The following is a 13,250-nucleotide window of genomic DNA, read 5'->3' on the forward strand; positions in this document are numbered from 1 at the left end:
ATTTTAGTAAACTTGACGTAACAAAAATTTAACACGTTGAAACGATATTTTTACGTTCCCCTGCTAATACTATTCCTGGTTGTTAGCAATTCCATTCAGTCACAACAAAAACAGATAACATTAGAGGATATATGGGGAGGAACTTTCCGAACCGAGCGATTGGATGTGTTGCGGTCGCTACAAAATGGTAAGGAATATGCTGTATTGAATTACAATCGGGCGGAGAGCGCGTCAACAGTGGATGTCTACGACTACCTAAGCGGTGAGAAGGTAAGAACCCTTGTCAATTCGAAGGACCTGGAAGGGATCAATTATATCATTTCTTACGAATTCAGCCCGGATGAGTCGAAACTTCTATTAGCCACCCAGTTAAAACAGATCTACAGAAGGTCTTCCATGGGAACTTACTACGTATACGACCTCAATAGCAAAAGGCTAACGCTGGTGTCTGAAAAGCAGATACAGGAACCCACCTTTGGTCCGGACGGAAATAAGATCGCCTTTGGTAATAACAATAATCTCTACATCAAGAATCTTGTAACGGGGCAAGAGATGCAGATCACCAATGATGGAAAGAAAAATCATATCATCAATGGTATAACCGATTGGGTCTACGAAGAGGAATTTGGCTTCGTAAGAGCTTTCGACTGGAGCAAGGACGGTCATCGTATCGCCTTTATCCGCTTTGATGAAACTGACGTACCCAGGTTTTCGATGGACGTTTACGGAACGGAGCTTTATCCTTCACAACAAGTTTTTAAATACCCAAAAGCAGGAGATCCTAATGCCGATGTCTCTTTGCATATTTATGATCTCAGGAACAGTTCTACTTCTGAAGTGGATGTTTCACAATACAACTGCTATTATATTCCTCGAATCAATTGGACTGAAGATCCGAATATCTTAAGTGTCCGCCTTACGAACCGCCACCAGAATGAACTGGACCTGGTCTTTGTGGATGCAAGGGATAATTCTTCAGAATTAATTCTGAAAGAAACAGATCCTGCCTATGTGGATGTTACGGATGATCTAACGTTCTTAAACGATAACAGTTTTATCTGGACCAGCGAGAAGAGCGGCTGGAACCATATCTATCACTACGACAGGAACGGAAAATTGATCAATCAGGTTACTGACGGCGAGTGGGAAGTGACCAATTTCTATGGTTTCGATCCGAAAACAGGCAGAATCTACTACCAGAGTTCAGAAGATGGCAGTATAAACAGGGGTGTGTACTCTATCTCACAAACCGGGAAGAACAAAGTAAAGCTTTCCGAGAAGACAGGGTCGAACAGTGCTTCCTTTAGTGCCGATTACTCTTATTTCATTAATACGCATTCGGATGCTCAAACGCCGTATTCCTTTACGCTTTACCAGGCGAAGAATGGAAAGAAGCTAAGGGAGATTAAAAACAACAATACATTAAAACAAAAGCTGGACGGTTTTGTTACTTCACCTAAGGAATTCTCAACCATTAATATCAATGGTGAGGAGTTGAACATGTACATGATCAAACCCTTGGATTTCGATCCGAACAAGGAATACCCCTTGTTCATGTATCAGTATTCCGGACCTGGCTCCCAAAGTGTTGGGAACAGATGGGGAGGTGCTAATGACTACTGGCACCAAATGCTGGCCCAGCAAGGAATTATAGTAGCTTGCGTGGACGGTAGGGGAACAGGACTGAAAGGTCGTGATTTCAAAAAGATGACCCAGAAGGAACTGGGTAAATACGAAGTGGAAGACCAGGTAGCGGCAGCAAAGAAATTAGGCGAATTACCGTATGTAGACGAAGACCGAATTGGGATCTGGGGATGGAGTTACGGAGGATTTATGTCGTCCAATTGCCTTTTCCAGGCACCGGAAACCTTTTCCATGGCAATAGCTGTGGCGCCGGTAACAAGCTGGAGATTCTACGATACCATCTACACCGAGCGTTATATGCAAACACCTCAGGAGAATCCCGATGGTTACGATAATAATTCACCTATCACGCACGTAGACAACATGGAGGGGGATTTTTTGCTGGTGCACGGAAGTGCGGACGACAATGTTCATGTTCAGAACACTATGAGACTTGTTGAGGCGTTAATTCAGGCGGATAAGGACTTCGAATGGATGATCTACCCGGATAAGAACCACGGTATCTACGGTGGCAATACAAGACTTCATCTCTATAAGAAGATGACGCGTTTTATACAAAATACACTTGGGCAACCTCAACCTGAGAAACTCATTCAGATAAAAAATTAACAACCAATTTCAACGAATATCTAACTAATACTCTTTCAACTATGTCAACTAATATGCTTCATAAACAAAAAGAACTATTCGGGCATCCGGTAGGTCTGTATGTATTGTTCTTCACTGAAATGTGGGAGCGTTTCTCTTATTACGGTATGCGAGCCATTTTGGTTCTTTACTTAGTTGCTGAAACGGTTGGGGATAATGCAGGATTAGGATGGAGCAATGCCGAAGCTCTTGCGTTGTATGGATGGTATACTATGCTAGTTTATGTAGCCTCAATTCCAGGGGGGTGGATAGCTGATAAATTTTTAGGTCAGAAGAGATCTGTTTTAGTCGGTGGTATTCTGCTGGTGGCAGGACACAGTATTCTAGCTGTTGAGCAAATGTGGGCTTTCTATTCCGGTTTGGGACTTATTATTGCGGGTGTTGGAATGTTGAAGCCAAATATTTCTACCATGGTTGGTGGCCTTTATAAGAAAGGAGACATCAGAAGAGATAAAGGGTTTACAATTTTTTATATCGGTATTAATATAGGGGCCTTTTTATCCAGTTTGATAGTTGGATATGTGGGTGAGGTTTATGGCTGGCATTATGGTTTCGGACTAGCTGGTATTGGTATGGCTTTAGGATTAATTCAGTATTTGGCCGGACAAAAGCATTTGAAGTATGTAGGTAACTATCTTGGCAAGTCTGTAGATGAAGAAGAGAAGGCTGCCATGAATCGTCCTCTAACAAAAATTGAAAAAGATAGGGTAGTAGTATTATTCATTTCATTCTTACTTGTAATAGTATTCTGGGGTGCGTTTGAGCAAGCCGGAGGTCTTATGAATATTTATGCCAAGGAGAACACCAACAGGATGCTTCTGGGATGGGAAATTCCGGCTTCATGGTTTCAGTCTCTAAATGCCATGTTCATTATTTTCCTTGGAACCACGGTCGCAGCCTACTGGGCCAAAAGGAAACTGAAGGGAAAAATCTCTACCTCATTGTTCAAGATGATTATTGGTCTTGTTATAATGGGAACAGGTTTCTTCTTTATGTCAGCGGCCTCAGCACAGTTCAATAGTGCAGGCACTTCGGCAATGTATTGGTTGGTACTTGCATATTTGTTCCATACGGTTGGAGAGCTTTGTATTTCCCCTGTTGCCTTATCTTATATCACCAAGCTGGCGCCGATCAAGTATGCCTCCATAATGATGGGTGTTTACTTTGCTATGACCGGATTCGGAAATAAGCTAGCTGGTTTATTAGGTGAATCGGCCTCTAATCTCGGTGAGTTTACAGTATTTACGGGTATAGCGGTATTCTGTGTAGTTTTCGGATTACTAGTCTTATTATTCAGAAAGAAACTGGAATATCTAACTCATGGTGCCGAAGATGACGAAAGAGAAATGCACTATGACGAAACCGAAGGCTTTGAACTAGCAGATAACCAATAATCCCTATAATATGACAACCGACAAAGAAAACTTCTTCGAAAATAAAGTATTAGGACATCCGGCAGGATTATTCGTACTATTCTTTACCGAAATGTGGGAGCGTTTCTCCTACTATGGAATGCGCGCCATTCTGGTGATATTTTTAACCGGTGCAATTTTAGGTGACAATCCGGGTTGGGCATGGTCTACCGAAGCTGCCTTATCCCTGTTGGGAACCTATGCTATGTTCGTATATCTAACTCCAATACTCGGAGGATGGTTGGCCGATAACAAGATCGGTTATAGAATGGCCGTGGTTATTGGAGCGCTGCTCATGACTTTAGGACATGCATCCATGGCGGTAGAGACACCTACATTCCTATATATAGGTATTACCTTCCTTATCCTTGGTAATGGTATGTTTAAGCCAAATATGACGGCTATAATTTCTAAAATGTATGAAGGCCATGACGAAAAGAAGGATGGTGCTTATAACATTTTCTATATGGGAGTGAATGCCGGGGCTTTTATCGGGATCATGCTCTGTGGATGGGTTGGTGAGAAAGTTGGTTGGAGCTATGGTTTTGGACTCGCAGGAATATTCATGTTTTTAGGAATGCTTCAGTTCGTGTTTGCCCAACGACTTTTTGGGTCAGTGGGAGATGTTCCGAAGAAAAAAACTGGAGAAGTAGCTAAGGAAGTAGTAATGGATGGTGATGAAGAGGTTACCATAAAACGTAATCCTTTTACAGTACTCGATTTTACTCTGATAGGAATCTTCCTCGTCTCAGCATTGATTTTTATCTTCAATGACCCCTTGAGCAAGATAGAAGATATTCAAACCCTGAATTTTGAAATTTTAGGGCTGACAGATTCCTTATTCTTTGCGTTGCTGGCAGCCATCTCCTTTGTCATTCTGCTAGTTATAAGATTAAGCAGGTATGTTCGAATTGAAAGGGATAGAATGATCGCCTTTACCATATTTTGCATATTTACGATATTCTTTTGGGCTGCCTTTGAACAAGCGGCGGGATCTCTTCCAATATATACAAGAGACTTTACAAGTAGAGTTTTGGAAGGTAACGCAGCTCTGGGCTTCCAGATCGTGGATCTGGTAGTTACCGTAGTACCATTGCTCATCATCACATATGTGCTTATCAGTCTATTCCGAAAAACATTTAACCGTATTGGACTATCCAATATAATTCTTGGAACCAGTTTCGTGATCGTTTGGGCAATAGTGATCTTTAAGATCTATACCGAATTCCAGTCGGAAGAAACTGAGGTGCCGGTAACATGGTTTGCTATTCTGAATTCTTTGTTCATCATTATGTTTGCTCCGCTATTCACCAAATGGTGGGATAGCCGTTACAATCCGCCGGCTTCCGTGAAGTACTTCCTTGGATTATTTTTACTTGGAATTGGTTTTGCCTTCCTTGCCTTTGGAGCGAGAAACGTACCAGCCGGAGCCGAGACAGCTGCCCTTAGTATGGCCTGGTTAGTACTTGCATACCTATTCCATACTCTGGGAGAACTTTGTCTATCGCCAATGGGTCTGTCTTACTTGAGTAAGCTTATTCCTGCAAGGATGATCGCCTTTATGTTTGGTGTATATTATCTGGCAATCGCCATAGGAAATAAACTAGCGCACTACGTAGGTGGTGATATCGAAAATATCACCCAGGAATATAGTCTTTCAACATTCTTCCTGATATTCACCATTATACCTATCGGACTTGGATTTGTAGCGCTCCTTCTGCATCCGTTGTTAAAACGACTCATGCACGGAATTAGGTAAACACAATACTTTCGACCTAAAAAACGTTCCATACTTTGGAACGTTTTTTGTTACTTGTATATGTGAAAAAGAATTGAATATGAAACACTTATTACTTGTTCTGGCATTTCTTTCAACCGGGGTGATGGCAGCACAGAAGATCAACTGGATGACAATGAATGAGGCCCTGGAAGCCCAGAAGAAAGAACCGAAGAAAATACTTATGGACGTTTATACCACCTGGTGTGGACCCTGTAAGCTCATGGATAAGAATACCTTCGGAAACAAAAAAGTTGTCGAATTCGTCAATAAGCATTATTACGCGGTGAAGTTCAATGCAGAAGGAACCGAAGAGATCACCTACCAGGATTTCACCTATACCAATCCCAATTATCAACCCGGAAGAAGAGGGCGTAATGCCACTCATTTCTTTGCTGACGCGCTCAAATTACAGGGATATCCAAGTATAGTGTTCTTTAAGGACGACGGTGAATTGATCCAGGCCGTTCCAGGGTATAAATCTCCTCAGGAGTTCGAGATCTACTTGAAGATGATAGCGAACGACGACTACGCCGAACTCACAACCATGAGAGCCTGGAAGGACTATCAGAAAAATTTTAAAGGTACGTTCTAGGAGTAGCTTTTAGTTAAGTGTTTCACTACTCCAGTATGAAGGCTCCGCTGTTGCCGGTATGGTGAAAGGGGAGCTTTCTATTTCTGCAAGTGTTTTCCCATCTTCGCACATACGACTTATAATTACTTCCGTCGGCGACGATTTTCTTCGGTTGGAGGTTTTCAATGAGCAGGTCCAAATTCACCTTCGGACTGCCACTTAAAAGAACGATATCTACAGTCTCACCCTTGGGGTATACCCCAGTACTATCCACCACAACAAGAATTGATTGTTTAAACTGTATCACGGCTGGAATTATTTCTTCTGAATAGAACTGCTCCCGAATACTGGTTCTGAAAGAGGCTATGGGATAATTATTTACAGGGCTCACACTGTCCTGTTTCAGAATTAATAAACTCCTCTGCTTTTGAATTCCAACGATAGTTTCCTTGTTTTTATGAAAGATGATCAACCTGTGCGAGGCGTTCCCGGTTTCAAAATGAAAGATAATTAGCAGGAAGAAAACAAGAGCGATTAGGAAAACCCGCAATTGATTGAATCCGAATCTGGACAAAACCAGCGTGGTACTAACGATTAACACATAGGAGGAGAGCACAGCTATTTCAGAAATAACCAGGTCCCTGAAAATGAAATGTTCCTGCTCGGAGATCCAAACAACAAAGCGGTTTAGGAAGTTCACCACCTCGTTAACCATATTGGCTAACCAATTTGGGGCAAGATCAATGGACGCCAAAAACAATAGCAATAGCCCGGTTCCTACGAGTAGGCCAATAAAAGGAAGAACCACCAGGTTTGATAGCAGGAAAAGCCCCGGGAACTGGTTGAAGTAGTAAATGCTCAAGGGTGCCACTCCTAGTTGAGCGCAAAAACTCACTGTAATCGTGCTCCAAATGAGTTTATCCACAAAATATTTCGGTTGATATAAAGCGGAGATTCGCGGGTGCAACCAAAGTATAAAAAAAACGGCTGTGTAGCTCAACTGAAAACCAACATCGAACAACCATTTAGGGTTCCAGAGCAGGAGGAAAAAAAAGGAGAGAAATAAGGTGTTGATACTATTTGTGGGTCGGTTGATCAATCGCGACATTCCGAAGAAAGAGAACATGGTAACCGCCCTTGTCACGGAAGGAGACATTCCCGTGATCAGCGCATAGAACACAAGAGATGCTACAACAAAGACCACCATTATTTTCCGGCCTTTGGGAAGAAACAGCAACGGTTGAAATAGCCATTGAAGGATGAAGTATATTATACCAACATGCAATCCCGAAACCGCCAGTACATGAATGGCGCCGGCCGAGGCATACGATTTGTACAGATCTTTATCAATACTGTTCCTGTGGCCTAAGGTTAAGGCCTGGACAATGCTTAATTCTTCAGTTCCAAAGGGGTAAGCTTCCAATTTTTGAAGTAATACATTTCTGAAGCTCTGAATTCTGGAAAGGAAACCAGGTTGCTTGTTATGTTGGTATAAGAGCACTTCGGAATCAATATTGAGTTGTCGGAATATGTCTTTAGATCTCAGATATTTTGCATAGTCGAACTGACCCGGATTTAAGGGGGCCGTCAGCTCTTGCGGTTGAGCGAATACAGTGAGCCGCTGTCCCGGGGAAGGCATTTTGCTGGTGCTGTCCCTTTGAAGGTACACTAACAATTTCCCTTGAGTGGGTGAGGAGTTCACCGATTTAACTTCAGCAATAAACCGATGACTGAAATTATTGGGTTTCTGGGTGGATAGCACCTCCAGGGTGAGGCGTGAATCGTTTTCTTCGGAAAGAAAATGAGTATAGTGATTCGGTTGATAATCCGGGGAGCGCAGTTGATAATTTGCAGCGCCAAGACAGAAAAAACTCAAATAAGTAATGATGCCGAAGAATGGTTTTTGGAAAAGGTTCTTCCGTGCGAAATACCAGGATAGTACCAGCATTGGAATACAGGAAATCAAAAGCACAAACCACCATTCTGATGGACACAAGCCAGAACTAACTACTCCAAGGGTTAGGAATAGTGAAAAACGTACAATGGGAAAGTCAAAAAACCGCATACCGATGATCAAGGATCAACCGGGGAGCGGTTTTAAATCGATTCTAAGTTAAATGATACGCCGCACTTCTACAAATGCATCGTTCCAGTAGCGTTCGTCAAGGGAAGAGATGATAACGCCTTTGGATGTGGTGGAATGGATGAATTTAATAACACCACGCCTGCTTTCCACCACCAGACCTACGTGATTTATCACTCGCCTGTTTTTATTGGTTTGAAAAAAGAGAAGGTCACCTTGAGATACCTGTCCCAGCTTAATTCGTGTACCTTGTTTCGCCATTTCCCTGGAGATCCTGGGTAGCGAAACGTTCTGTTCCATAAAGGACACATACACCAGTCCGGAGCAGTCCATCCCTTTTCGACTGGTCCCACCAAATTTGTATCTGGTTCCTACAAATCCTTTAGCGTGCGACACGATCCTGTCCACCTTTTTTGCAGGACTGGCACTACGACTTGTTTTAACCACGGTCTTATTGGAAGTCTGCCGGGAGGCACCACAAGATGCCAGTAAGCCCGCCAGCAGGCAAAGAAGTAATATTCGTTTCATGTGAGATTTGGTTTGAATAAAAGTAATAAAAAAACTTTTACGATTGACTGGTATAAAGTCTGAAACTCCAGTCTATCTCATTAAACGAAGACTTTACTGAATACGAGAATGAATCAACTCCGCAGTTTTCTCACTCGCTCCTTTTCCTCCAAGAACTTGCTCCAGGTCGTAGTATTCAAGGAACAATGTAGCTCGCTTGTATGGATCCAAGATGATATGCAGTTCATCTGAAAGCTTGGTTTTGTTGAATTCCGTTTGAATTAATTCGGTAACCACGGGCTTGTCCAGGATGAGGTTAACGAGAGAAATATATTTCAACTTGATGACTCTTTTGGCTATTTCGTATGAGATCCTGTTCCCTGTGTAACAGACTACTTGGGGAATTTTGAAAAGTGCTGTCTCCAATGTAGCTGTTCCTGATGTAACCAAAGCGGCATAAGATACACTAAGCAGATCGTAGGTTTTATTCAGAAGAAGATGAACCCCGTCATTGGCAATAAATTCACTGTAAAAAGAAGCGTCCACACTGGGAGCACCTGCTATCACAAACTGGTACTCAGGAAAATCTTCAACAACTGAAAGCATGACCTCAAGCATCTTCCGAATCTCCTGTTTCCTGCTTCCCGGAAGCAATGCAATAATTGGTCTTTCATCAAGGCCATTTACCTTCTTAAATTCTTCCGGACTAATTAAAGGGCGATTGTTGATGGCATCGATAAGAGGGTGTCCCACGAAATCAACCGGCATATTGTGCTTCTTCTCGTAGAAATCCTTTTCAAAGGGTAAGATTACGTACATCTCATCTACGTCTCGCTTTATACCCTTGATACGCCCCTCCTTCCAGGCCCAGATTTGAGGAGAAATGTAGTAATGTGTTTTATAGCCCCTACGTTTAGCCCATTTTGCGATTCGCAGGTTGAATCCGGGGTAGTCGATAAAAATAATGACGTCGGGGTTGAAAGATTCTATGTCCTTTTTGCAGAATGAAATATTTCGAAGGATGGTAAATAAATTCAAGAGTACTTCTACAAAGCCCATAAAAGCCAATTCGCGGTAGTGCTTAACCAAATGGGCACCCGCCGCTTCCATGAGATCACCCCCCCAGGCACGGAATTCCCCATCCGGATCCCTCTTCCGAAGCTCCTTGATAAGGTTCGATGCATGCAAGTCTCCCGATGCCTCTCCCGCAATGATGTAATACTTCATTTAGAAAAAATATATGATATACGCCGTTATTGCCGTCAAAAACGTTGCCAGCAACACACCCCTGGCGCGATAATCCCGATTTATTTTTAAAAACCCGAAGAATACTGCCAGGTTAGGCAATGCTCCCAGAGTGATGATCATCCATAGATTTCCAGTTTGCTTATAAAAATCATAGGTTCCGCCAAAACTTAGATCTTCCATTTTAGCGATAATAAAAATGCAAATGATTATCCCGATAAGGTTGGATATCAAGCCAGTAACAAAGCCAATCCCAATCTCTTTTTTCATTATAGTTCCCAGGTATTAATATCTTTAATGGCGTGGTGAGCGGTTAGATCGAACTGTACCGGTACCACCGAAACAAAGCCGTTTCTCAATGCCCATTCATCCGTGTCTTCACCTCCGTCTTCGTTAACAAATTCGCCGGTTAACCAGTAGTATTCGCGTCCCAGTGGATTCACTCGTTTGTCGAAGTTTTCCACCCAATGCGCATTTGCCTGTCTGCAGACCTTGATCCCTTTGATCTCGGCTTCGGGTAATTTCGGGAAGTTTACGTTGAGCACCACGCCACGAGGCATGCTTTTATCGAGACATTCCGCCGCGATCTGCTTTACAAACTTTCGAACCGGTTCAAAATTAGCTTCGAGGGAATAATCCAGGAGTGAGAATCCGATGGAAGGGATACCCTGGGTTCCCGCTTCCACTGCAGCACTCATGGTGCCGCTGTAGATCACGTTAATGGAGGAATTGCTCCCGTGATTGATACCGCTTACACAAAGGTCCGGCTTGCCTTTCAGGATCTCGTTCACAGCTAATTTTACACAATCGGCAGGAGTTCCGCTACAGCTAAATTCCTTTTGAGGAGCAGATTTGTCCACCGTTACCCTATCTACGTACAAAGTTTCGTTAACGGTGATGGCATGACCCATTCCACTTTGAGGTGAATCTGGGGCCACAACAACTACATCACCCAACTCGTTCATTACTTCGATCAGGGTGCGTATTCCGGGCGCAGTAATACCATCATCATTGGTCACTAATATAAGGGGTCTTTTAGCTGACATAGACATCTTTTTACCCTGCTAAAATACGCATTTTATGGCCGCTTAGGTAATTAGTTTGTTTAACAAAAAATTAGTATCATTACTAAGACTTGGCACGGTTTTTTATCTAATTTAGAAAACTGAAAATGACGAAAGCTATGAGATTAATGAAAAAGAACTTTAAAGTATTATTTCTTGCCGTGTTTGTAGCGGCTGCCTCCTGCAGTTTTACCTCCAAAGAATTCGATAATCCTGATAAGGATAAACTACTAATAGACCTGACAACTTATGTTCTTCAGAGATTTCACTATGATCCGGCCGACATGGACGATGTCTTCTCTGAAACGGTTTACGACGACTTCATCGAAGCCATGGACCCGATAAAGCGCTATTTCCTGGCTTCAGATATAGAAGACTTTAATGAGTATCGTAACCAGATTGATGATCAAATAAGAAACAAAGAACTTACCTTTTTCAACCTCGTTTACGAACGCTATACTCAACGATTAGCTGAGTCCAGGGATATTTATAAGGAAGTGCTCAGTACTCCTTTCGACTACTCTAAGGATGAGACGATTAATGTGGACTACGACAAGATCACCTATGCAACCTCTAAGAAAGAGTTAAAGAAACGCTGGAGAAAGCAATTGAAATTCAGTACCATCTCTTCATATTACGATGCCATCGAAGACGACGAGTCCAAAATAGAGAACGAAGAAGAAGGATACACACAAATGACCAAAGCGGAGCTGGAAGAAAAAGCTCGAAACCAAACCCTTACTTCGCTTGATGAATATTTCGATCTTACCGACGACCTGGAGCGGAAGGATTATTTTGCGGTTTTTCTTACTACTGTGGTCGAAGGTTTCGACCCACATACAAATTACTACGCTCCACCGGACAGGGATCGTTTCGATCTTCGAATGAGTGGTAAACTTGAAGGTATCGGTGCCCGACTTCAGAAGAAAAACGATTATATCAACGTGGTTGAGATCATTAGCGGTGGTCCCGCCTGGAGAGGAGAACACATTGAAGTGGGAGATATCATTACCAAAGTGAGACAGGAAGATGAAGATGAAGCAGTAAGCGTTGTTGGAATGCGTATAGACGACGCCGTGAAGTTGATAAAAGGCCCGAAAGGAACGAAAGTTATTCTCACCATCAAACGTGTTGACGGAACCATTGAAGAAGAAACTATTACCCGTGATGTAGTAGAACTAGAAGAGCAGTATGCGAAGTCAACAGTAATCGAAAAAGAAGACAAGAAATTTGGTTTGATCAATCTACCTGGTTTCTACTTCGATATGAACGATTACAAAAAGCGCAATGCCGCTACAGATGTAAAAGAAGAGATCAAGCGTTTGAAAGCAGAAGGTATGGAAGGTCTGGTTTTGGACCTTCGTGATAATGGTGGAGGTTCTTTGAGAACCGCTGTGGATATCGCCGGCTTGTTTATCAAAGATGGACCCGTGGTGCAGGTTGCTTCAACAGGAAAGAATAAGGAAGTACTTAGCGACAAGGACGACGAGATCCTGTGGGATGGCCCACTGGTGATTCTTGTGAACGAATTGTCCGCCTCCGCTTCTGAGATTCTGGCTGCTGCCATGCAGGATTATAAGAGAGCGATCATAATAGGAAGCAAACAAACCTATGGAAAAGGTACGGTGCAGAATTTGATCGACCTAAACCAATGGTTGCGAAAGAACGACATGGGTGATATGGGTGCCTTGAAGATCACCACCCAGAAGTTCTACCGTGTGAACGGAGGTTCTACACAGTTAGAAGGCGTTAAAAGTGACGTAGTGATGCCGGATAGGTACAGTTATATAGAAGTAGGGGAGCGCGATTACGACAACCCGCTTCCGTACGATAAGATAGAACCTGCTCAATATAAGATATGGGATGGTTATGTGGACTTTGAAGAAACTATTACGAAGAGCAAAGAGCGAATGGCGAAGAGCGAACAGCTTGCGCTTATCGAGCAGAATGCGAGATGGATCAAAGAGAAGAGAGATGAATTGGATGTTGATCTGAATTTCGAAAAGTATAAAGCCGAGATTGAGAAGCGAAAAGCAGAAACTGAAAAGTTCGACGCTATCGAGGAATACGACAACAAGTTGAGCTATCGCTCATTGCCTTGGGAAATAGAAATGATGAAGCAGGACACAACCCTGCGTGAGAAGCGTAAGCGCTGGCATAAGAACCTGAGTGCCGACATCTATTTGGAAGAAGCGATCAACGTACTCCAGGATCTGAGAATGAACAATATTAAAGCAGGGAAATTCGCTGAAATTAAAAATTAAGCTTAGATCCTTACTGAAACAGGATTTGACTA

At 42.7% G+C, this 13,250-nt stretch carries 10 protein-coding genes; 5 read left to right on the forward strand and 5 right to left on the reverse strand.

The window, feature by feature from the left end; all coding sequences use genetic code 11:
* Positions 1–36: 36 nt before the first annotated feature.
* The 4 genes from J1N09_RS02525 (at position 37) to J1N09_RS02540 (ending at position 6,076) form a co-directional block, all read left to right on the forward strand.
* Positions 37–2,253 (forward strand): S9 family peptidase, encoded by a 2,217-nt coding sequence (locus J1N09_RS02525; protein ID WP_265197887.1) that lies wholly within the window; start codon positions 37–39, stop codon positions 2,251–2,253.
* A 41-nt stretch (positions 2,254–2,294) separates the two neighbouring features.
* Entirely contained in the window at positions 2,295–3,686 is a 1,392-nt protein-coding gene (locus J1N09_RS02530) for a peptide MFS transporter (RefSeq protein ID WP_265197889.1), read from the forward strand.
* A gap of 10 nt (positions 3,687–3,696) precedes the next feature.
* Complete coding sequence (locus J1N09_RS02535; protein WP_265197890.1) at positions 3,697–5,463, forward strand: peptide MFS transporter; 1,767 nt, start codon at positions 3,697–3,699, stop codon at positions 5,461–5,463.
* Between the two features lie 79 nt (positions 5,464–5,542).
* Positions 5,543–6,076, forward strand: coding sequence for a thioredoxin family protein (locus tag J1N09_RS02540; RefSeq protein WP_265197891.1), 534 nt, complete (start codon positions 5,543–5,545; stop codon positions 6,074–6,076).
* Between the two features lie 25 nt (positions 6,077–6,101).
* Here the strand turns inward: J1N09_RS02540 and J1N09_RS02545 are convergent, their stop codons facing one another.
* The 5 genes from J1N09_RS02545 to surE form a co-directional block, all read right to left on the reverse strand.
* A complete protein-coding gene (locus J1N09_RS02545) occupies positions 6,102–8,027 on the reverse strand; it encodes a ComEC/Rec2 family competence protein (protein WP_265197893.1) in 1,926 nt (641 codons plus the stop codon).
* 141 nt (positions 8,028–8,168) lie between these two features.
* Positions 8,169–8,666 carry a C40 family peptidase gene (locus J1N09_RS02550; protein WP_265197894.1) on the reverse strand — a complete coding sequence of 166 codons (498 nt, stop codon included), beginning with the start codon at positions 8,664–8,666 and terminating at the stop codon, positions 8,169–8,171.
* 93 nt (positions 8,667–8,759) lie between these two features.
* Entirely contained in the window at positions 8,760–9,872 is a 1,113-nt protein-coding gene (lpxB, locus tag J1N09_RS02555) for a lipid-A-disaccharide synthase (protein WP_265197895.1), read from the reverse strand.
* The gene (locus J1N09_RS02560; protein WP_265197897.1) at positions 9,873–10,160 is read right to left on the reverse strand and encodes a hypothetical protein; all 288 of its coding nucleotides are present in this window, start codon (positions 10,158–10,160) and stop codon (positions 9,873–9,875) included. It abuts the gene before it with no gap.
* A complete protein-coding gene (surE, locus tag J1N09_RS02565; protein ID WP_265197899.1) occupies positions 10,160–10,936 on the reverse strand; it encodes a 5'/3'-nucleotidase SurE in 777 nt (258 codons plus the stop codon). The genes J1N09_RS02560 and surE overlap by 1 nt, the downstream gene beginning before the upstream one ends.
* 146 nt (positions 10,937–11,082) lie before the next feature.
* Between surE and J1N09_RS02570 the strand changes: the two genes are divergently transcribed.
* The gene (locus tag J1N09_RS02570; RefSeq protein ID WP_265197900.1) at positions 11,083–13,218 is read left to right on the forward strand and encodes a carboxy terminal-processing peptidase; all 2,136 of its coding nucleotides are present in this window, start codon (positions 11,083–11,085) and stop codon (positions 13,216–13,218) included.
* The last annotated feature ends 32 nt before the right edge of the window (positions 13,219–13,250 follow it).

This window comes from Aureitalea sp. L0-47 (genome assembly GCF_026126405.1).
Classification (GTDB): Bacteria; Bacteroidota; Bacteroidia; order Flavobacteriales; family Flavobacteriaceae; genus Pukyongia.

Excerpts from the sequence above, each read along its gene's own strand:
- J1N09_RS02530 (WP_265197889.1), top strand. The coding sequence starts at position 2,295 with ATGTCAACTAATATGCTTCATAAACAAAAAGAACTATTCGGGCATCCG.
- J1N09_RS02535 (WP_265197890.1), top strand. The coding sequence starts at position 3,697 with ATGACAACCGACAAAGAAAACTTCTTCGAAAATAAAGTATTAGGACAT.
- J1N09_RS02540 (WP_265197891.1), top strand. The coding sequence starts at position 5,543 with ATGAAACACTTATTACTTGTTCTGGCATTTCTTTCAACCGGGGTGATG.
- J1N09_RS02550 (WP_265197894.1), bottom strand. The coding sequence starts at position 8,666 with ATGAAACGAATATTACTTCTTTGCCTGCTGGCGGGCTTACTGGCATCT.
- lpxB (WP_265197895.1), bottom strand. The coding sequence starts at position 9,872 with ATGAAGTATTACATCATTGCGGGAGAGGCATCGGGAGACTTGCATGCA.
- J1N09_RS02560 (WP_265197897.1), bottom strand. The coding sequence starts at position 10,160 with ATGAAAAAAGAGATTGGGATTGGCTTTGTTACTGGCTTGATATCCAAC.
- surE (WP_265197899.1), bottom strand. The coding sequence starts at position 10,936 with ATGTCAGCTAAAAGACCCCTTATATTAGTGACCAATGATGATGGTATT.
- J1N09_RS02570 (WP_265197900.1), top strand. The coding sequence starts at position 11,083 with ATGAAAAAGAACTTTAAAGTATTATTTCTTGCCGTGTTTGTAGCGGCT.